This window comes from Paraburkholderia sp. RL17-337-BIB-A (genome assembly GCF_046025895.1).
Classification (GTDB): domain Bacteria; phylum Pseudomonadota; class Gammaproteobacteria; order Burkholderiales; family Burkholderiaceae; genus Paraburkholderia; species Paraburkholderia fungorum_C.
The window spans coordinates 2,193,662-2,215,046 of the sequence record NZ_JARESY010000002.1 but is presented as its reverse complement, the minus strand read 5'-3'; the positions used below and the strand labels follow the sequence as shown (position 1 = coordinate 2,215,046).

Genomic DNA, 21,385 nt, shown 5'->3' with positions numbered 1-21,385 from the left:
ACGAACAATGACGAACCAACTGTTTGAAGCCGCTCTGGGAATCAAGGCCCCGTGGTACGTACAAAGCGTCGACTTTGATGCCGGCAAACACCAGCTCACGATTGCCGTGGACTTCGTCGCGGGCAGCCGGTTTGGTTATGCCAGCGTCGCCGGCGAGCACCCGGTGCACGACACGCAAATCAAGCGTCTGCGCCATCTGAATTTCTTCCAGCACGAGTGCTATCTGGAAGTACGGGTGCCGCGCGTGCGCTTGCCGGACGGCTCGGTACGGTTGGTGGAACCTGATTGGGTCGGCCAACTCAGCGGCTTCACGTTGCTGTTCGAGGCGCTCGTGCTGATGCTCGCCCAGCAGATGCCGTTTGCTGCCGTGGCGCGCATCGTCAACCTGTCGTGGCACCGGGTTCACGCCATCTGCTCGCGCTATGTGGAACTGGCGCTCGCGTCGGCGGACCTGTCGGATGTGACGACGGTGGCGATTGACGAGACTTCGTACCGGCGCGTTCATGAGTATCTGACACTGGTTGCAGACATGCAGGCGCGGCGGGTCGTGTTCGTGACGACCGGCAAGGATGCCAGCACGATTGAACGTTTCGCCACCTATCTGGGCCAACACGGTGGCACGCCCGAACAGGTCGGCTCGGTCAGCATCGACATGTCGCCGGCTTTCATCAAGGGCGTCAACGAACATCTGCCCGATGCGCGGCTGACCTTCGACAAGTTTCACGTCGTCGCCCACGCGTCCAAGGCGCTCGATACAGTGCGTCGTCAACAACAGAAGGTCGACCCGGAACTTAAAGGCATGCGCTGGACGCTGCTGAAAGACGCGAACAAACTCAATCTAGCCCAACTGACCGACCTCGAGGCGCTCGTCAGTCAGTACACCACCAGCCGCACGGCCCGCGCCTGGCTGTATCGCGAGCAACTGCGCGAGATTCTCGAGCGCAAGCAAATCAATGTCGTCTCCGAGATGTTGCAGCAGTGGTGCACCAACGTCATGCGCTCGAAGGTCGAACCGATGAAGGACGTGGTGCGCTTGATTCGCCGACACTTCGACGGCATCGTCGCCTGGACCCAGACCCGCCAGACCAACGGCTTCATCGAAGCCATCAACGGACTGTTTCAGGCCGCCAAGCGCAAGGCACGCGGATACGCTCGCTTCGAAACCATGCGAACGGTCCTATTTCTCATCGCAGGAAAACTCGACTTCTCCGCCTTCAACTCGCACGCCCGCTGAAGGCCGTTACCCACTCCGTTTTCAAAAGAGCCGAAAATATAAAAAAATGGCGTTCATTTAATAGTGGAATGCTAACAAAGATCGAGAGTTTAGTTTTCGTTTTTATTTTTCTTACTCGAATCATCGACCGCTCCTCAATTCTACGTTATTCGCGTTGCGCCTGAATGGCCACTTTCTGCGGCTCCAGCGGGAACACGCTCGTGCGTTGTCTTTGCGTCCATTCCATGTTTTTATCGCTTGCACGCAACGGGCGTTGTAGCGTGCTTAACCTCGCTGGCTGTGGGCACGAACTCTAACCGACAACTCGGGAGTGACCATCATACGACTCATCGGGATGATTGCTGGCTTTGGCAGTGCACTCGCGACAGTGACACAATCTGTTGTGGCTTATTCTGCTCAATGGGGCTGTCTGGTCAGGGATCCGCCTGGTTCGTGGTTCAAGCCGGCGGCAGTTCGACAGGCAGGCACTCGGGGCCGCCACAGTCGATGCACTCCGGCGACGCGGCGCACACGTCATGGACCCTTGCCTGCGCGGCGGTGGCCTCAAAATTTCAGAACCGACCTACGCGCGGATGGCTAAAAGGCGTCCCGATTTGTTTAGGCCGCTGGAAGACGCCAGGCCCTCGGCAGACACGTTGATCACGCAGTCAGCGAGACCCAAACTCGCAGGTCCGGCATGGCGCTACTCCGTGCTCGATCTGATCGTTGCTCCAGACTATGTGTTCTTTAATCCTGCACTTCGCGACAATAAAGGCCTTGATTAGAACGGCATATTACACGGCGGCGCCAACCTCACCGAGCCGGTGCCACCACACTCCCGCAATGCCGGAGTTGTAATCGCAACCCTCTTCAAATGCGCATCTGCAGGGAGCGGCCCATCCCGCAATCCTTACGACGTTACACTCCTGCAGCAGTTTTAAGTCCTTCGGATTCCGAAAAAAAACCGAACTCGACAGTCGGGTCCATCCCAACAAACAAACCTACATTCGAAACGAGGCAGGGACCGATGAGCGCTTTCGGGCGACGCGCATTGGGCAAATCTTGTGCAGGACGTGGCGATCACGTGTATTAAGCAAAACTGGATGCAACTATTCTGGTCGGATCTGCAAAAACCTGTGAAGCACCGTCTGGCCTGGCGTAGCAGTTGGTTTTCGGATAACCTGGCTCCCAGGAAGATTATCGAAGAGATAAAAATTCTGGGAGTTTTGGCCGATGAGCACACCGGATTTTTTTCGTAGCCGTCTGGACGCGATGATTGATCTGCGCCACCCACTTGCGGTGCTGGCCACGAGGATGCCGTGGGCTGCCATCGAAGCGAGGCTCGCGCCCCTGTTTGAGCGGCGCTCACGCGATGGCCGGTTAAGCGAAGCGGCGGACCTGTTTGGTGTGTGTTCTAAGGAACTGGCCGGTGGCGTTAGTGCGGCCGGACGTCCGCGCCTGCCAGTGCGGCTGATGGTCGGGCTGCTGTATTTGAAGCACACGTTTAACGAGAGCGATGAATCGGTGTGCGAGCGCTGGGCGCAGGACGTGTACTTCCAGTTCTTCTGTGGTGAGGAGTACTTTCAGCCACATCTGCCATGCGACCCGACCAATCTGGTGCGTTTCCGGCAGACGCTGGGCGAAGGCGGTGTCGAGGAGCTGCTCGCGACGACGATCGCGGCGGCGGTGCAGATGAAGGCGGTGAAGCCGGCCGAATTCGAGCGCGTTATTGTTGATACGACGGTCCAGGAGAAGGCCATTGCGTATCCGACTGACAGCCGTCTGCTGGAGGTGGCGCGGGCCAGACTCGTGCAACTTGCGCAACGCGCTGGTCTTGTGTTGAAGCAGACGTACGAACGTGAAGGCAAACGGCTGCGTCGCCGCGCGGGCGGCTATGCGCATGCGAAGCAGTTCAGGCGACTGCGGTGTGTACTCAAACGTCAGCGCACCGTATTGGGACGGCTACTGCGAGACATCGAACGCAAGCTGTCTGGAGCCTCAGACGAACGGAAGGCACAACTGCGCGCGTGGCTGGAGCGGGCGTGGCGCATTTGTCGCCAACGTCCAAAGGACAAAAACAAGCTTTACGCCCTGCACGCACCCGAAGTCGAGTGCATCGGTAAAGGCAAGGCGCGCCAGCCCTACTAGTTCGGCGTCAAGGTAAGCCTTGCGATCACGGAAAAACAAGGGCTGATCGTTGGTGCGCGCACGTTCGCGGGCAACCCATACGACGGCCACACGCTGGCAGAACAACTTGAGCAGAGCACCATCCTGTTGCAGGATCTGCCCGGTACGCCGCAACCGAAGACCGTACTGGTCGATTTCGGGTTTCGTGGGGTCGATGACGAGGTATCGTCAGTACAACTGATTCATTGCGGCAAACACAAGAGCCTGACGAGCACGCAGCGACGCTGGCTAAAACGGCGGCAGGCGATCGAACCGATCATCGGCCATGTGAAGCATGATCACGGCATGCGGCGTTGCTGGCTTAAAGGGCAGGCTGGCGATGCGCTACACGCGGTACTGTGTGCTGCCGGGTACAACCTGCGATGGTTGCTGCGCGCAATCGTCCGTCTGGGCCTGGCGCCCGTATTTTTTATCCTCGCGACGCTGCACTGGCTCGTCACTGTCACGCTCACGCCAGCACCGGCTTGCTGGAACCGTCTGCAAAGGCACTGATTCCCTTCGTTGACATCCAGGCGTTCCACCGGCCTCGCGGCGCAGACGGAGACTCTGGCCTCATTGGCCCCATGAAGTCGCGCTGATGCGAAAACTGAATTTTTCAGGACCGACTATTCTGGGGTGGCGAGGGCGCATGGCAGGTGAAAACTTCCAATGCCGTGAAATTCCGTCGACTGTGCGTTGGCGAGGGGTAGAAAATACCTGTCAGATTCGGCGCGACATCAAAAGTCACTCTGTGGGGCCAAAAGAAAGGCAGTTCGTTCAATCAGATGGCCTATGGTCATCGCGAAATTGGCGTGCGGTGTCCCGCCACCTTGCGAGAAACCACGCCGCTGGGTTGGACGAAGGTCGAATGAGTGTATGAATTCAGAGCGGGGAACCCGCCGAGCGGCGGCGGGTACCGTTCACCAAAACGGCGCTTCTTAGCGCAGTCGTGCTTTTAGGTGCCAGGCGCGTCCGCGGAATTCCCAGCGTAAGTGGTCAATGGGGTCGCGACGTATCATGAGTGTGACGCGCCTCCTGCACCAGCGACACGATTTCCGCATCGAGTTCCGCGCTCATGATTCGGGAGAGCGCGCTGGCAACGCCCGCTCGCTCTGCGGCGTTGCTTGCGTCGCAATATATATTGAGAACGCATCCCTGGACGAAGTGGCGGCCCTCAAACGGATGCACCACGCCTGGACCACTGTATTCTTCAAAGAATTCATGGATTCGTTCCGTAAGCAGAATGTCGATTGGTAGGTGCGGGACCGGGCCATCGCGGCGAGTGCTTAGGATTAGCGGATCCTCAGCGATGGCATTGAGCAGGAACTCGAGCGAAATTGCGTCGCATTTCCCGTCATCAACTTCGTTAGGGGCGAGGGGCTGCATCAACTTCAAAGCCAAGCTTCCCCACGAGGTAGCTCGATGCCAAACGGCGGCACTCTTTAACTTCGCGTGTCGACGCATGTATGCGGACGAGATGCGCAGGGAGTCGGCCCCGGTCGCCCACCGATACATATGCGTTTCATAGTTGATGCGCCGCGCCACGCGCGCTAGTGCGCTGTTCAGAGCGATGGCGTCGGTGAGGAGTGGTGGCAACGGCTCGCAGCGAAGACTGAGAGCGCGAGCGACAGATTCTACAAGGGCCTTTCGTTCAGTCTCTGACGTCATTTGATGGAACTTATTCATTGCAATATCCCTATAGTTCAACGGAACGATGTGAGAGCCAGGCTGATTCAACTGCACGGACTCCGGCAGCACAATGCCAATATTGGTGCGATGGTAGTGCCCGCATGTCTCGAATGGCGTAGGTCCGCAGTCTTCGGCGACCAAAGGCCAATTTGCTCCGCGGATCAACAGGCCCTGAGTGAAAGTGGGCCGTCGATCCGTCTTGATTGAAATCCCTTAATCGAGCGTTGTCGTCTTCGTCCGCTTCCGATTCGTGGCCGGGGCCAATTCGGCACGCCACTCGTCCTGCGAGATGGTTGGTATTCCGAGTGCATCGGCTACGCGTTTGAACGTATCAACCGCATCCAGAAGATCGCGCTGCGCGATCACCTTGTGGGCTAGCGCGTGCATGATTTTCTCCGGCGCACCGTTGAGCCGCGCTGCAGTCAGTTCTGTTTCGAAGTCGACTGCGCGGTTCAGGACAGCGGCGATCGGCATCTTGAATTGCTGCGCCTTCGCAAAAGATATTGATACAGGAAGCGTAGCCTCCGGCGACACCGCGATGCTTGCTTCGCGTGCATAGTCAGCGACTACTCGGTAGCCATCCTCGATGGCGGTGTTTGCTGGGGCGTCGGTACATAGGATCCGGATGCAGGATGGCGCCACGCCCGCTGCACAAATAGCGCCAAGCGTTTCTACGGTAGCCTGCTGTGACGCTGCGTCCGGAGACGTCGAGACAATGATCGTTTTCAGTTCGGTGAGAACAGTGCGCCTCGCCTGGATGAATGCGACCGTTGCCTTCCGATATTCGGGTGAAACATCGATAATTCCCCCGCGCCGGGAAGTCATCAAGGTGCAGTAATGATCCTGAAGTTCATTTTCAATGTCCGTCAAATTTCCGTTGCTCACTTGCTCGCTGGTCGCATCGAGCAGGCTCGGATTCAGGAGCAAGCCTCCTGTCCGTGCGTGAAGAATTTGCGCTGCCGAAGTTTGCGCGGCACTGTTCGAGCTTTGAAAGTGAGCCACAATCAGATGAGTCATGGTTGTTCCTTCGATAGATGTAGATGGAGCGATGAAAAGCGTTAAGGACGTTGCGTACATGAGGGCGTGTCGGCGCGACCATTGTCCTGCCCGCACGCTTCGCGCTTGGCCAGGCGTCTGCGACTCCGGGCGATTTCCGAAGATTCGAGCGGCTGGTAGGTTCGCAAGCGAAATGCGGCCCACTGTCGGTTCTCGACGGGTCGACGAATGCGCGGGATCACAACGGAGCGCAATATCTTGCCGTTGTAACCCGCGTGCAGGCAGACAAGAAGGACCGCGCTAAGCGCGACCAGCGCGTCATCGACATGGCAGTCCCGGTGGTCGAGATAGCTCGCGTACGCACGAAGCGTATCCTCCGGAATATCGAGGATGGAAACTGGCGACAGACTGTGCGAGCGCAGGAAGTCTTCAAACTGCAACCATAGTGGCAGCAGCGTTTCGACGGCCTTTTTGCTGCTGTACCGATTAAGCGTGGCGCGAGCGTCCCCGGTGAGTGGTGATTCAAGCACGTTGTCTTGCTCTTTCATAGATGTTCAGGTCGTGTGCGTTGTTTGATTAGGAATGGAGATTAATGTGATTTATGCTTGATTCCTTTCCCTCCATGGTTGATTTGGAAGCGCGGTCCGCGCGCCCGCCCTGGTCGTCTGGAAGCGGCGCCGTTGTCTTGAGGTTGATCGTCTGGACGACCTGTTGCCGACGTCTGCAGATTCCTCGTTCGCTGTCTGGGAACGAAGTCGCTCGGCAGCTGAATTTTTTCGGGGAACCGGTGGCGAATCTGCCAGCAGTAGACCTCAAGAATCATCTTTACCCGCGACGGGCCGTGTCCAAGGCGGTCGGATAATTGAGTCAGTACATCGACAGGCGGTATGCCTCGATCCAGTGCGGCGTTCGCAAAGTCGACAGCGTACGTGAATCTCAGGCTGTGACTAGCAAGCTCCCGGCGCATTGGCAGTTGATCAAAGCGTAACTTGAGGCGGGATTTGGCGCTTTTTAGATCGTCATGGCAGCCGCTCACCAGCTTAAAATCGCGGTCGCGGCAGAACGCCAACGCTGCGTTGATGGCCTCGAGCGTTTCGTCGACGTGATCCGCAAGCACTTCGGTGCGACGGGGACGCCCGTTCTTGGCGCCCCGCTCGATAGGCAGGCGAAGATCGCCCTGCAAGATCAGATCTCGCCAGGTTTCCAGTGACTTGCCGCACATGAGTGCTTCGCGCATGCGAAGTCCAAGCCAACGCATCAGTCGAATCACGTGCACGACACTGTTATCCAACGCTTGGGCCGCGGCGAGCAAGTCGTTGAATTCCTGCTGCGTGCGCGCACGATGCCTGCCATGTCGGTCCCGTCGCTCAAGCTGGAGGTCCCGGCTGCTGGTTGAGCCGGACATATCCTGTCCGGCAGTCGCCTGTATCACTGAGAGCGACGCCCGATAGTTCGCGAGCGTGCCAGGTTTCATCGCCCCCGCAACGAGGAACCAGACAAAGAACTCGAGCATCCAGTCTTCCGCTTCATTGACTGTTTCCAGCGTTTGACCAATCCGGGCTGCGAAACGCGAAAACTCGCTCCAATGTAAGCGACGTTGCTTCTGTGAGTCTTTGCTTCCGCCTGCATCGAGGCTCATCTGTGCGGCATGGTTGACGCCTCTTGATCTTCGTCCCATACGGCTCCTTTCCTGTGACAGGTTGTTCCGCCTCTACCTGAGCCTCAAGCGCGGGCGGGACGCGAATGAGGGCACCCTGTTCCCATCGGCTGCGATGGCGACGTGTCCCATAAGGACACTTGATTGAGCGGGATCAACGAGGGCGCGACGTTGATCTGCTGTGTGATTCGGAAGTGCAAGAAATTGGGCAGAGGCGGTTTAGCTGAGGGTCCCCGGTTGACACCGGCGGAAAGGTCTGCGCGCTTGGAAGTGAGAGCCCGGGGCGGGACGAACACCGTGCGTCGCCAGGCGACGCATTCGATGTCCAACCGCATTCGTGTGCATGCAGCACGTGGGCGATGACGGCTCGCGTGAGGGCGAGCACGATGTGGGCGGAAGTTCGGGTGAGCAAGTCACGTCGAGATCGCGCTTGAGGGTGTGGGAAATGATTGATATGCGCCATTGCGGCGCGTCGCAGACCGAAACGATCTATGGGCTCGAGCGGCTCGAGCGTCTCAAAGATGCAAAGGAAGCGTACGATTATCCGCAGGCGGACAATCGAAGCTTGCTGGTGACCCCGGCTGCACCGGGAACCAGCTCAATTGCTTGGATAAACCACACAAAACAGTGCTGTGCCACGCTCAGATGGCGAGTCATTCGGGGCGGCCTCTGCATCAGAGGAGCGTGCGATGGATGTCGACTCAGCCCGGAGTCGTCCAGATGGACGCGGGCGGGGTCGATGCGTCGACGGCGCTTGAGAAATCCGCGCTCGTTGACAGCGCAAGCAGGGAGAACACGGGCAGTTTAGGCCGCGTGCTTTGTCATGGTTGTGTGCTGCGAGCTGCAGCCAGAAAGGTGGTTTTCGCTGGGCGGACTACGAGAGCCGTGCCCGGGGCGTTCATCGATGCGTCAGAGACGCGTAGAAGCTATTTTCGCTGGACAGACAACAAGAGCCGTGCCCGAGGCGTTCTTAAAAAGGCTCTTCCGGCAGTGCAAGGGAGCTCGACCGAAGTCGTCACTGTTGCAGGGTGCCAGTCAAGCAATTGGCATGGATACCATGCCGAGCCGTTGCGTCAGAGACGCGGAACTTGGAGCAACACTATCACAGTCTTTTGCGTTTGAAAATCGTGATCATCTGAATTTGTGGGATCAATGGCAAAAGACCCGATTTTTCTCACGTAAGGCATCGAAAGACGCCAAAAAACAAGCGTCTTTCTAAGCTTCACCCTGAACAGCAGGAGCGGCGACAACGACTAGACGTCGAGCCGCCTCTGAGAATCGCGCTCGAACTGAAGCGTCGTTTGCAGCAGAACGAACTGGTCGCGGGAATCTTGACGCACTACCCGCGCTATGCCCAACTCCGTCTCGATCGACCGCTACGGCACGTCGGCGTCGGCGAACCGCATGGTCGCGAGGGAGCGCCGGTGCAGCGTGAACTCGAAATGGCGCTCGCGTTGTTCTATGAGGTCGACGATTGCGTCGTGTTCGTCAGCGGCCACGGGACCAACGTGATCGTGATCGGCTCTCTATGCGGTCCTAGCGGCCTGATCGTGCACGACTCGCTCGCACATAACAGCATCGTGCAGGGCGCGCAAGTGAGCCGCGCCAAACGGCTGAGCTTTGCGCACAAACCGGCGCGTGTTGATCACGACAGAAGGTCTGTACAGCATGGACGGAGACATTCCCGATCTCGCGCAATTCGTCGACATCTAGCGCCGTCATGCGGCGCTCTCGATGGTCGACGTGGCGCATTCGCTCGGCGCGCTCGATGAGTGCGTCAAGGGCGTGCGCGAGCATTGCGGCGTCGCGAGAGGCGACGTCGATATCTGGATGGGCACGCTCAGCAAAACGCTAGCGGGTTGCGTCGGGTTTATCGCCGGCACGCAGGCGTTGATCGATAACCTGGTGCATCTCGCGCCGGGTTCCTGTATAGCGTATGGCTCGCGACAGCGTTGGCTGCAGCGTGGCTCGCGGCGCTTGAGCGGTTGATTGCCTCGCCCGAGCGGGCCGCGCTTGTGCACGCGGGCGGCAGTTCATTGACGAAGCGCGTGCCACCGGTCTCGATTTCGGCAAGAGCGCGGGGTCTGCAGTCGTCCCGATCATTAGCGGCAGTACGCTGAAGGCCGGGCAATGTGCGAACGCGATGTTTGCCGAAAGCATCAACGTGCAGCCGATCTTCTATCCGGCCTTCGAGGAAAAGGCTGCGCGTTTGCGCTTTTTCATCTGCTCGACGCGCGAACCCGAACAGATCAGCGCACGATCGTCGCGCACAGGCGCATCGCTCGCTAACGACACCGCAACGAATCAAACACGGGGCAGCCTGTCATGTATGCCGTAAATGCCGTGCGCGTACAGTTTGCCATCGCGAACGCGAACCGCTTGCGCTGCGCTTTCGTGCCGCGCGCGCCGGGGATGCCGAAGCATGCGCGCCGCTGATCTTCGCATCGGGCGTGCGTGAATACGTTTCTTTTCTCGGCGAACCCGCCGACTTGTGCATCAAGTTTCTGGCGTTCGCGTTTGCGTCGAAATTCGGGCGCTTCTCGTACCGGCGTCACCGGGTTGCCGTTACCGGCGTCGATCAGGTGGCGGCGGTGCTCGCGGTGCACGACGGCCGCTCGACGTGGTTCGACGATCCGCATGTCGCGTTGATGCTGCTGCTGTTCTTCGGCTTGCGCCGCACGGTTCGGATGCTGTTGCGCGGGCTCGTGCTGGAGAGCGAGTTGCCAGCCCCGAAATCGTCGCAAACGCTGATCGCCCATTGCGCGACGCACGAGACGATGCGCGGCACGGGGGTGTTCAGCGCGCTGTTCGCCAACGCACTGCATGCGGGTGCGATGGATGGCGATGGCGGCCGGCAGATCGTACTGGATGTGCTGGTTAGCAATACCCGTGCATACGATCTGTATCGGCGCTTGGGGTTTGTCGAGTTGCCGCGCCGTGGCCCGGTCTCGCCGCGTTTGCCGCGTGAGCTCGAATCGGTGCGGATGGTCTTTGTGGGAAGGGGGGAGACGGCGGTTCGAGACGTCGCGAGCTGCTGGCGGTAGTTTGCGTGGCTAACGAAATTAACCACCTCGCGATCGGCTATCGCGTACCGATCGATCCGGCGTTCGAGTAGCCGCAATCGCCAATCCGCCAACGGCGCGCGCCATGCGATGACGCGCGCAAAGCAGGCAACCCGGCCATGTCATGCGAGACATGGCCGGTGCCTGCTTCGCAGTTTCGCGGGTCGACGCAGACCGCTTACAGGGGCACGATATGTCCCGGCTGCGAAGGCAGGTTCCCGTAGGGCGGAATCGTCGGTCCGCAACCGATATGAATTGGCGGAAGCTCGCCCCAGCCGCGTCGAACTACAATCGGCGGCATGATGCCACCGGGATGCGTCATGGGCATGTCGAGCGTCGGCGGAGCGGTGCCGCCGCGCACAGACTGGGACGCCGCACGGTCGAGTGCGTCGGACCGGGACAGGTCATTGAGGACTAGAGTGGTCATGGTGGATCTCCGACAAGGGTGGATTGGCAATGAGCCCGTACGCTGCCGCGCGCAAGCGTTCCAGTCGCACACACCATGCCATGCAGCGCAAAGCGCCACGCGCGCCATCTCACGCATGCTCGCGCGCAAAAAGTGACCGCTACGAACCAACTGGCGACGCGCCGGTGTCGTTGCGCCGCCAACATTTTTTCTGACGCGCGCTGAGCCGCACAAACATCAGGCAATCAAACGCACGCATCAAAATGCCCTCGGCGTTAGCGCGCGCCGCCGCGCCATCCCGCGAGCAACGCTGGCAATTCGGCCATGTCCCGAAAGACGTAAGCCGCGCCCGCGCCATGCAGCGCAGTCGCGCTGCTGTGGCCGAGTTCCGCCGGGCAATAGCCAAATACGGTGGCGCCCGCGGCGATCCCCGCGGTTGCGCCCGTCACCGTATCCTCGACCACCGCGCAGCGTTTCGGGTCCATGCCCAATGCCGCGGCCGCGGCCAGGTACACATCGGGAAACGGCTTGCTGCGCGGCACTTCGTGACCGCTGAAGATGCGTCCTTCGAAGCAGTCGAGAATGCCCGCCTTGGCCAGTTGCAATTCCACCTTGATCCGGTCGGCGCCAGATGCGACCGCAATACGTCCTTTCAGCGCCGCATACAGCGTGCGCGCTGTGGACGCCGCGCCGGGAATCGCCCGCAACTCGCTGTCGAGCGCCACGTTACGACGCTGGCGAAACTGCATGAGCCAGTCGGTGGTGATCGCGAAACCGGTGCGCGCTTCGATTAGCGGGGCTTCGTCCTTGACGGCTTTGCCGACGAAAATGCGCATCGTCTCTTCGACGCTCAATTGCCAGCCCAGCTCGCCAAGCATCTCGGTCAGCACGCGGTTGGTGATGGGTTCGGAGTCGACGAGCACGCCGTCGCAGTCGAAGAGTACGGCGTCGAAGGGAAAATCGGCCATCGGGTAGGCTCAGGATAAAGGTCGCGGAACCGGCAAGGATACCTCACCGGCTCACGCGCCGCAGCGCAAAGGCGGTGCGTACAGCCCCCGCGCGAAGCTCGAAAGCTCAGTCCTTATACCCGTCGCTCAGCGTCTTCATGAACGCGATGATGTCCTGGATATCCTGATCGGTCATCGCGGGTTTGTCGCCGAACTTGCGATCGAACGGCGCGTCGTCGACATCGACGTTGGCGTGATACTTCGCCGGCAGATCGTTGTACTTCTGCACGTTGCCCGATGCATCGTGAGGATAAATCTTCTCCGGCGCCGTATTGCGCAGGTTATAGAAGTCCATCACCTGCTTGAGATCGTGTACACGCCGTTGTGGAAGAACACCTTGCGTTCGGCGACATTGCGCAACGTCGGCGTGAGGAACATCCCGCAGTACTGCGTCTGCTGCGCGAGGTCGTCGCGGAACGGGCCGCACACGCCCATATCGAAGTACTTCGGATCCTTGTTGGCCGGAATCGCGGGATTGCGCGGCACGCCGAGCGCCTCGTACTGCGTGTCGGTGAAGACCGGCGGCAGGCCATTGTGGCTCGGCTGGCTCAAGTGGCAGCCCGCGCAATTCGCCTTGTCCTTGTCGTTGAACAACTGCAAGCCGTGCAACTCGGCATGCGTCAGTCGCGCCTTGCCTTCGAGCCAGTAGTCGTACTTGCTGGTGAAGGCGTGGAACGACGGATCCTCGATCTGATAGCGGCCGACCGCGAACAGCGCTTCCGAAATCAGCAGGCTCGGATTGCTGACGATCGAAGGGCCGAAGATCTGCTTGAACTGATCCAGGTACTTCGTTTGCAGCAGCTTGCGCGCGACGTCTTCTTCGGTCGCGTTGGCCACCTCGACCGGATTCATCAACGGTCCGAGCGCCTGGTTCTGCAGCGTGTCGGCGCGGCCGTCCCAGAACGGTCCGCCTTGCGGCACCGTCGCCGGAGCGGCGGGCGCGGCGAGCGCGGTCTTTTGCGCGCGTTGCACGCCGGCGGCCTGGGTGGCCAGTTGCGTCATGTCGACCGGCACGTCGGTATCGCCCTGATCCGGACCGATGCTGAACGGCGCCTGGCGATACAGATACGCGAGCGACGGCGGCGGACGGTAGCCGGCCTGGGACATATGTGCGCCGCCGAGCTGGATCGGGAACGCGTTGTCCGGCGCATATGAATGCTGCGGCGAGTGGCAGGACGCGCACGACTGCACGCCCGAAGCCGACAGCGTCGGGTCGAAGAAAATCTGTTTGCCGAGTAAAGCCACCGCGCTCAGCGGCGCGTTTTGCGGGCGCATCAATTGCACCGGATGCGGATTCGCGCCGGTGACGCCCTCGACGAGCGCGCCGACCGCGGGCGGCATCCGCTCCGGGTACACGAGCGCGTAAGGACACAGGACAGCCACCGCGAGCACGAGGCCGGCCCCGCTCCACGCAAGCAGCCTGAGCCACGAGCGGCGGGTGAAGACTGGACCCGGCTCGCCGCCCGCGGGCAGAGGCGGCCGCATGACGGCGTCTGAAGGATGGTTCATGGCGTTGACAGGTAAATCGGTCGGATGCGGTAAACAGGAAAATCGAGCCAGCACGTTTGCAGTGGCTCGATCCCAACTACACTTCGTCGTCTCTCATGCTCTTCGTCACGCGCGCTCCAGGTCGCGATGCACGCCGACGGCGGCTGCATCGCTCAAGGGCAAGCTGAAGAGAAGAGCGCTCGCCACGGCTGCCGGTCAGATGGCCGGCGCCGCCGACAGCTTGATGCCCAGGGTCTGATCCAGATACAGCGCCGGATTGTTGCCGGAGCCCGAGAAGTTGAACATGTTCATGATGCTGCCGGCGTTCGCGTCGAACGAACCATTGCCGAGGCGTTGACCACCGAGCCAGTTGTCCTCGATGAACTTCACCACGGACGCCTGGGTGATCGGCGTATCGTCGACGAAGTTGACCTTCGCCCACGGCGACACCACGATAAACGGCGTACGCGTGCCCGGGCCGCAACGGCCGTTCACCGCGCCGCCGTTCACGCCCTGCGGCTGCACTGCGCCCGCTGCCGTGCACTGGCCCGGCGCGCTCAGGTTGTCGCTGCCCGCCACCGTCTTGCCGCCGGCCGATTGCGCCGTGGTGGAGTCGAACGACGAACTCGTCGGCGCCTTGTAGCGGTGGTCGTACCAGCCGTCCGAATCGTCGTAGGCGATGATCACGGCGGTGTTCTTCCAGTCAGGCTGTTGCTGCAGGAAGTTGATCACCTTCGTGACGAACGCCTGTTCGTCGATCGGGTCCGAGTTGCCCGGGTGGCCGTCGCTGACTGCCGGCGCCTTCAGAAAGCTCACCGACGGATAGTTGCCTGCCTTCACCGCGGCGAAAAAGTCGTCGGTGTCGTACTGGTGGTGAACCGGCGTGGCGGTGTGTCGAGCGGATCGGTCGAGCCGATCGCAGCCACCGACGACGGACGCGTGTGCGCGAAGTTGGCCGTGCTCGGGTAGTACTGGAACCACGCGTGATGCTGCACGTAGTCGGCCTTGGTCGCGTTCAGCACTTGCGAGCAGGTCGAGCGCGCGCAACCGGTCGTGCCGTTCGCGTTGACGGTCTGCAGATTGAAGCCGCCCATGAAGCCGCCCCACGTGAGGCCCTTCGCGTTGAGCAGGTCGCCGATGTTCTTGTTGTTCGACGACATCAGGCCTGTCACTGTGCTGCCTGCCGTGACCGTGCAGACGTCGCCGGTCGGGTCGAGGTCGCCGACCATCGTGAAGCTGCCTGCCGAGTCAGGAATCGCGTTGGCCGACGTTCCGCCCGTCACCACCACGCCGTTGTTCTGACCGGACGCCACTTCGAGTGCGCCCGGCGTCGACGGACCATACTTGTCCGTGTACGCGTTCTGGTTCATCGCGAAGTTCTGCGCGTAGTTCCACATCGCCGTGACCCTGTTGCCGTCGAAGTAGCCGAGCACCTGGCCCTTCGTCGCAAACGCGCCGGTGCTGCCGGCGATGGTCGAACCCGATGCCGTGAACAACGGGAACGAGTCCATCGCGCCGTTGTTGTACGCGAGCTGTTCGGCGGCATAAGCGTGGTTCTGGCTCGACGTATTGGCTTGCGAGCGATCCAGACGGAACGGCAGCAGATCGGCGGCCGGCAGACCGAGACCCGCGATCGCCACCGCGCCGACCGTGCGGCCGGCCGTGTTCGGCGAGGTGGCCAGCGCGTTCGGGTTCGCCGCGATCAGGTTGTTGCTGCTGAGGTTGTTGACCGCCGGGGTGCCCGACACCGCGGTGAATTGCGGCTCGCCAACCGGATTGGACGCTTGCGGGTAGGTTGCGAAGTAGTGATCGAACGAGACGTTCTCGCCGAAGATCACCACCACGTGTTTGATCGACGTGGCCGTCGCGACGGCGTCCTGTGCCGACACGGCGGCCGTCGGCGTCGATGCGGCGGTCGGTGCCGACCCGGCCGTCGACGTGGATGCCGGCGAGCTTACGCTGTTGCTGCCGCATGCAGCGAGCGGCAATAGCGCGGCAAACGGAATGGGTAAGAGGATTCTACGGAACATGTGACTGGCTCCAGATTCGACTTCGCCGTTCAGCGTTTCCATCGACAAGCGTGTGGAGATTCTCTGGGGGATATTGTTAGAAATACCGCTTGTGGTTCTACCGCTTAAAACTGCGCGCATTGAACCATTCGATGATTAAGATTTCGGGCCGCGAACATAACGTTGGCCCTCGGCCGCCATTCAGTTGCATAACTGTTGCTGTCGTTGTGCTGACATCCGGTCTTTCGTGAGAGGCGTTGTGGCCGTCACGCAGCGCGTATCGCCGCGCGTTTTTCCCATCCCGTTCGAGTTTTTTCTTTCGACGCAAAATCCGGCGACGGTTTTTTTCGCGCTGCTGCGTTCAAGAAGAAACGGAGCCGCTTCGGGCTCCGCCTCTTATGGGAGAAACCAACATGACATCGACCCGACCGGTCGGCCTTCTGGGTTCCATGCTTGCCGCCGCGCTGTGCTGCGCGCTCACGCTGAGCGCTGCGCCCGCGTTCGCGCAGGCCGTAATCGTCGCGCCGCTGGCACCGCCGCCGCCGCGTGTGGAAGTCGTGCCCGCGCAGCGTGCCGGCTATGTGTGGGATCAAGGCCGCTGGCGTTGGGAACATGGCCGCTATGTGTGGGTGCCGGGACACTGGCAGCCGGTGCGCGTCGGCTATCACTGGGTGCCGGGGCATTGGGTGCAGCGCGGCCCGAACTGGCGCTGGGTCGAAGGACATTGGGCCTGAACGTTGTGCGGCGCGGCGTGCCTTTTCGCTTCGTGGCGTGCTTTGCAAACCGACCGGACCGGTAGGTTTCCTGTGAAAACGCTCGTGCTCATCCTTCTGACGCTCACGCTCGCCGGTTGTGTCGTCTATCCGGCGCGGCCGGCCTACTATCGGCCGGCGGTCGTCGTATATTGATTGCAATGGCTCATGGCGATGCGCATCGCAATCCGCGGTGCGCATACCGTTCAATCCGGTGCGCGCACAACGATCGATGCAGGCGCGAACTCCAACGTGCGGTGCCTTGAAAGGAGTGGCGGAAAGTGAATGACGCTCGTCCGACGACGCGATCTGTCCGGCCATCCAGGCCCATGCAACCCACGTCAACCACCCGGCGCGCGCTGCGGAGCCGCGCGCCTTGAGCGAACGCGCTCCCGATAGCGAACGCGATCCGGACGCCGAACTGCTGGCGCGGGTTGCTCGCCAGGACCCGGCCGCCGTCCGCTCGCTCGTCGCGCGCAAGCTGCCGCGTCTGCTCGCGCTCGCCACGCGCCTGCTGGGCGATCGCATGGAAGCGGAAGACGTGGTGCAGGAGGTCTTCGTGCGCATCTGGAAACAGGCTTCGCGCTGGCGGGAAGGCGAGGTGAAGGTCGATACGTGGGTACATCGCGTCGCGCTCAATCTTTGCTATGACCGCTTGCGTGGCCGCCGCGAAGTCTTGCAGGAGGACATGCCCGACGCGATCGACCCGGCCGCATTGCCCGACGCCACCCTCGAAGCGCGTGCCCGGGACGAGCGCGTTCGCGCGGCGCTCGCTGCCTTGCCGGCACCGCAGCGCGAGGCGCTGGTGCTCCATTACTACCAGGAAATGTCGAACATCGACGCTGCCGCCCTGATGGGCATCGCGGTCGATGCATTGGAAAGTCTGCTGGCACGCGCGCGCCGCAATCTGCGCGCTCAACTGGCCGGTAGCGGCCTTAGCAAGGACAAGTCATGACGCCCGAAAGATTCCATCAGATCGTCGAAGCCTACGGCGCCGATCCACGCCGCTGGCCGCAACAGGAGCGCGCGGCGGCGGAGCGCTGGGCTGCGGCACATCGTGTCGAGGCCGATACGGCGCTGGCGGCCGCGGTCGGCATCGACGCGTGGCTCGCGGCCGATAAGGTCGAGCCGCCGGGCATGACGCTGCAGCAGCGCATCTTCGGCAGCGCACCGGTAGGGCGCCCGGGCTCGCCACGCCGGCGATGGTGGTGATCGGGCGCGGCGGTGGCCGGCGCCGGACTGCTGGGCGGTGTGGCCGGCGCTTTTGCGGTGTCGTTTTTTGTGGTGACGGGGACCGTTCCGCAAGTGCATGAATCCTCTTATTTGACTTCGAGCTTCGGTGGTTCTCCCGCCGATTGGAGCGGCGAATGAACGGCCGGTCATGGAAAATCGTGCTGGTGGCGTCGCTGGTACTCAACGTGTTCTTGCTGGGCGCGATTGTCGGCGGTGCTTATCAATGGTTTGCGGCGCGTGCCGCGGGTGGCGTGGTGGTGGCGCAGCAGCACACGGCGCTGCGCTTCGCCGCCGAACCGCTGCCGGCCGAGCGTCAGAAGGCCTTTGCCGACGGTTTGAAAAATGCGCGCCGCGACGGACGGCAGTTTGCGCGCGAAGGCCGTGAAGGACGTCGCGACGCGTTGCGCCTGCTGGCCGCGCCGCACTTCGATCGTGCGGCGCTGGATGCCGCGCTGGCTCGCACCCGAGAGGCCGATAGCAGCCTGCGCGCGAAAGTGGAGGGCAGTGTGGCGGACTTTGCGGCCACGCTGTCGCCCCGAACAGCGCGTTGAATTCGGCGAGAGCCTGAAGCTGCGCGGGCAGTGGCGTGAGCCGCAACCGGCCGCCAATGCGAACAAGCCGGCGAAGTCGGGCAATGCGGCCGCGAGTGACGCATCGAGTGACGCTTCGGGCGATTAAGAAAATGCTAAACGGGCGCGACGGATTTCATCGTGCCGCTCGTTTAAAGAAGTACCCAACGCCGAAGAGGATGGCATGGCTACCTCACCGAACATGAATCCCGCGGCGATTGCGCTGAACCGCTTCGGGCTGGGCGCGCGTGCCGACGACACGCCGCCCGCCGACCCGAAAGGCTGGCTGCTCGCGCAGTTCGAGCAGTACCAGCAGCGGCCCGCCGCGTGGGCGAGCCAGCCTGATTCAGTCGCGCTGTCCACCGAGCTGGCACAGCAGCGCATGCAGATGAACCAGTTGAACCGGCAGAACCAGCAGAACCAGCAGGACCAGCAGAACCAGTAGAATCCGCAAAACGTCAGCGAACGCGGGGCAGCTAGTCAGGGGAGTGCGCAGGCCAGCACGCAAGCCAACGGACAAGGCGGCACGCAAACCAGCACGCAAGCCACCGGAAAAACCAACCCGCAAACCACCGGACAAGGCGCAACAGAAACCACCGCCCAAACTGCTAAGCAAGCCGAAAGAAAAGCGCTGCGCGGCGAAATCCTCGATATGTACCGCTCGTCGGTGAACGCGCGGGTCGCCAGCGCGTTGACCACGCAAATGCCTTTCATCGAGCGGCTGGTTCATTTCTGGGCGAACCATTTCGCGGTATCCACCGAAAGACCCGGCGTGGCCGCACTGGCCGGCTCATTCGAAGCGGAAGCGATCCGCCCGCACGTACTCGGCCGTTTCGAGGACATGCTGGTCGCGGTCGAGCGTCATCCGGCCATGCAGTTGTTCCTTGACCAGACGCGCTCGGTCGGACCAGACAGCATGCCGGCCACGCGTGCCGCACAGCGCAATCCGGACATCAAGCGTGGCCTGAATGAGAATCTGGCGCGCGAAATCATGGAGTTGCACACCCTTGGCGTGAGGAGCGGCTATAAGCAGGACGACGTCACCGAATTCGCCCGCGCGCTGACCGGCTGGAGCCTGGCCGGCAATCCTCGCACTGCGGGCAATCCTCGCAACGCGGGCCGGCAGGCCATGCCGCCGAACGCCGCCCCGGGCACCTTCGTGTTTCGCGCCGCACTGCACGAGCCGGGCGCGAGAACCGTCATGGGCCGCCGCTACGATCAGCCGGGAGAAGCGCAGGCGTTGGCGATCCTGCACGACCTCGCCAGTGCGCCCGCGACGGCGCAGCACATCGGCGGCAAGCTCGCCCGTCACTTCGTCGCGGACAATCCGCCGCCGGACGTGAGCGGGCGGCTGGCGAGCGCGTTCGCGCGCAGCGGCGGCGATCTGCCGACCGTGTACCGGACGCTGATCGACATGCGAGAGGCGTGGTCGCCGGTCGCCGTGAAGTTCAAGACGCCGTGGGAATGGGCCATTTCTTCGATGCGCGGGCTCGGCTGGCAGGATCTCGGCAACCTGCAAGCCGCTCCGATCCTGACGCAACTCGGTCAGCCGGTATGGCGTCCGGGCTCGCCCGCCGGTTACGACGACATTGTCGCGAGCTGGGCGGCGCCGGACGCGCTCGTGCGCCGGGTCGAAGTGGCGCAGCGCTTTGCCTCGCGGGTCGGCGACCGGCTCGACGCTCGCTTGCTCGGGCCCACCTTGCTGGCCGGCTCGCTGAGTGCACCGACTGCCACGGCGGTGTCGCGGGCCGAAAGCGCGTCGACGGCGATTGCGCTGCTGCTGGTTTCGCCGGATTTTCAACGGAGATGAATGCCATGCTTTCACGCCGCCAGTTTCTGGGCATCGCCGCCGCGGGCGCGGGCGCGATGCTCGTGTCGCCGCGAATCGCTTTTGCCAGCGTGGCCACCGATCGCCGCTTCGTGTTCGTGATCCAGCGCGGCGCGGCCGATGGCCTGAACATCGTCGTGCCGTATGCGGAGCCCGCTTACGCGACACTGCGCGGTGCGCTTGCGATCGATGCATCGAGCGCGACCAGGCTCGACGGCACCTTCGCGCTGCATCCCTCGCTCGCACAGACGGCCGCGATGTATGCGGATCATCAGGCGCTGTTCGTGCACGCGGTGGCGTCGCCGTATCGTGACCGCTCGCACTTCGACGGGCAGAACGTGCTGGAGACCGGCGGCACGTCGCCGTATCAGATGAAGGACGGCTGGCTGAACCGGCTCGTCGCATCGATACCGGCCACGCGCGCGAATGCGATCGCCTTCGCGCCGACCGTGCCGATGGGGCTGCGCGGCAAGGCGGCGGTGACGTCGTATGCGCCCTCGGGCTTGCCGCAGGCGCCTGACGATCTGCTCATGCGGGTTTCGCAACTGTACGACCAGGATGCGCAATTGCGGCCGTTATGGGAGTCGGCGATGACCGCGCGTGGGCTCGCGGGCGACGCCGGCGCGCGGCAGGACCCGGCGAGCCTCGGCAAACTCGCGGCTGGTTTTCTGTCGCGCGACGACGGTCCGCGTATTGCGATGATCGAAACCGGTGGCTGGGACACGCACACCGCGCAGAACGCGCGCCTTGCCAATCAGCTGAAAGCGCTCGACACGATGCTCGCGGCATTGCGCGACGGCATGGGTCCGTCATGGAGCAAGACGACTGTGGTAGTGGCAACCGAGTTCGGGCGAACCGCCGCCGCCAACGGCACGGGCGGCACCGACCATGGCACCGGCTCGGTGGCGATGGTGCTGGGCGGCTCGGTGGCGGGCGGACGCGTGCTCGCCGACTGGCCCGGCCTGAAACCGGGCGAACTTTACGAAGCGTGCGACCTCAAGCCGACCTTGTCACTGGATGCGCTGATCGCGGGCGCCGCGAGCGAAAGCCTCGGACTCGATCCGCAGCGCACGGCCGCCACGCTGTTCGGCCAAACCGCGGATACGAAGCCGATGACCGGGCTCGTGCGGGCATAGCGGTGGGGGCAAAACACAAGGCACTAGCATCCCGGCGAGCGGATTGGACCGCCGTGCGCCGGGTAACCGGTAGGGTACGACTCTGAAACGATGTCGCTACGTCGTCGGCCTGGTCCGATGGTGACGGTTCCAAATACCAGGACAACATCAGGACGATAGGCATCGCCGCAGATT

At 62.1% G+C, this 21,385-nt stretch carries 11 protein-coding genes and 7 pseudogenes; 10 read left to right on the top strand and 8 right to left on the bottom strand.

Features of this window, described 5'->3' with window-relative positions:
* The first annotated feature begins 7 nt into the window (after window positions 1-7).
* Window positions 8-1,234, top strand: coding sequence for an ISL3 family transposase (locus tag P0D84_RS30655; protein WP_408342829.1), 1,227 nt, complete (start codon window positions 8-10; stop codon window positions 1,232-1,234).
* A gap of 1,212 nt (window positions 1,235-2,446) precedes the next feature.
* Window positions 2,447-3,892, top strand: a pseudogene (locus P0D84_RS30650) (IS5 family transposase).
* Window positions 3,893-4,375: 483 nt separating this feature from the next.
* Here the strand turns inward: P0D84_RS30650 and P0D84_RS30645 are convergent.
* The 4 genes from P0D84_RS30645 to P0D84_RS30630 form a co-directional block, all read right to left on the bottom strand.
* Window positions 4,376-5,065 carry a hypothetical protein gene (locus tag P0D84_RS30645; RefSeq protein WP_408342827.1) on the bottom strand — a complete coding sequence of 230 codons (690 nt, stop codon included), beginning with the start codon at window positions 5,063-5,065 and terminating at the stop codon, window positions 4,376-4,378.
* Between the two features lie 216 nt (window positions 5,066-5,281).
* A complete protein-coding gene (locus P0D84_RS30640; protein WP_408342825.1) occupies window positions 5,282-6,145 on the bottom strand; it encodes a hypothetical protein in 864 nt (287 codons plus the stop codon).
* Window positions 6,127-6,612 (bottom strand): hypothetical protein, encoded by a 486-nt coding sequence (locus P0D84_RS30635; RefSeq protein WP_408342823.1) that lies wholly within the window; start codon window positions 6,610-6,612, stop codon window positions 6,127-6,129. The genes P0D84_RS30640 and P0D84_RS30635 overlap by 19 nt, the downstream gene beginning before the upstream one ends.
* Window positions 6,613-6,653: 41 nt before the next feature.
* A complete protein-coding gene (locus tag P0D84_RS30630; RefSeq protein WP_408342821.1) occupies window positions 6,654-7,742 on the bottom strand; it encodes an integrase domain-containing protein in 1,089 nt (362 codons plus the stop codon).
* 1,344 nt (window positions 7,743-9,086) lie between these two features.
* Between P0D84_RS30630 and P0D84_RS30625 the strand changes: the two are divergent.
* Window positions 9,087-10,010 (top strand): annotated as a pseudogene (locus tag P0D84_RS30625) (aminotransferase class I/II-fold pyridoxal phosphate-dependent enzyme); the annotation flags it as partial.
* A gap of 95 nt (window positions 10,011-10,105) precedes the next feature.
* Window positions 10,106-10,765, top strand: coding sequence for a GNAT family N-acetyltransferase (locus P0D84_RS30620; RefSeq protein ID WP_408346164.1), 660 nt, complete (start codon window positions 10,106-10,108; stop codon window positions 10,763-10,765).
* Window positions 10,766-10,961: 196 nt separating this feature from the next.
* On the opposite strand, the gene P0D84_RS30615 is transcribed toward P0D84_RS30620, so the two are convergent.
* The 4 genes and pseudogenes from P0D84_RS30615 to P0D84_RS30600 all read right to left on the bottom strand — a co-directional run bounded on the left by P0D84_RS30615 (window position 10,962) and on the right by P0D84_RS30600 (window position 15,714).
* Window positions 10,962-11,210, bottom strand: coding sequence for a hypothetical protein (locus P0D84_RS30615; RefSeq protein WP_408342819.1), 249 nt, complete (start codon window positions 11,208-11,210; stop codon window positions 10,962-10,964).
* 254 nt (window positions 11,211-11,464) lie between these two features.
* Window positions 11,465-12,157 carry an HAD family hydrolase gene (locus P0D84_RS30610; protein ID WP_408342817.1) on the bottom strand — a complete coding sequence of 231 codons (693 nt, stop codon included), beginning with the start codon at window positions 12,155-12,157 and terminating at the stop codon, window positions 11,465-11,467.
* A gap of 106 nt (window positions 12,158-12,263) precedes the next feature.
* Window positions 12,264-13,705 (bottom strand): annotated as a pseudogene (locus tag P0D84_RS30605) (cytochrome-c peroxidase).
* Between the two features lie 195 nt (window positions 13,706-13,900).
* Window positions 13,901-15,714: pseudogene (locus P0D84_RS30600) on the bottom strand (phospholipase C).
* A 392-nt stretch (window positions 15,715-16,106) separates the two neighbouring features.
* Here P0D84_RS30600 and P0D84_RS30595 point away from each other — a divergent pair.
* From P0D84_RS30595 to P0D84_RS30570, 6 genes and pseudogenes are all read left to right on the top strand, one after another.
* On the top strand, window positions 16,107-16,427 hold the full coding sequence (locus P0D84_RS30595) for a YXWGXW repeat-containing protein (RefSeq protein ID WP_408342815.1): 321 nt from the start codon (window positions 16,107-16,109) through the stop codon (window positions 16,425-16,427).
* 337 nt (window positions 16,428-16,764) lie between these two features.
* Complete coding sequence (locus P0D84_RS30590) at window positions 16,765-17,400, top strand: RNA polymerase sigma factor (RefSeq protein WP_408346161.1); 636 nt, start codon at window positions 16,765-16,767, stop codon at window positions 17,398-17,400.
* A pseudogene (locus P0D84_RS30585) lies at window positions 17,397-17,816 on the top strand (hypothetical protein). The gene P0D84_RS30590 and the pseudogene P0D84_RS30585 overlap by 4 nt, the downstream one beginning before the upstream one ends.
* Window positions 17,813-18,356, top strand: a pseudogene (locus P0D84_RS30580) (periplasmic heavy metal sensor). Before P0D84_RS30585 ends, P0D84_RS30580 begins: the two co-directional pseudogenes overlap by 4 nt.
* 75 nt (window positions 18,357-18,431) lie before the next feature.
* A pseudogene (locus tag P0D84_RS30575) lies at window positions 18,432-20,057 on the top strand (DUF1800 domain-containing protein).
* A gap of 5 nt (window positions 20,058-20,062) precedes the next feature.
* Window positions 20,063-21,211: a DUF1501 domain-containing protein gene (locus P0D84_RS30570; RefSeq protein ID WP_408342813.1), complete on the top strand. Its 1,149-nt coding sequence runs from the start codon at window positions 20,063-20,065 to the stop codon at window positions 21,209-21,211.
* Window positions 21,212-21,385 lie beyond the last annotated feature (174 nt).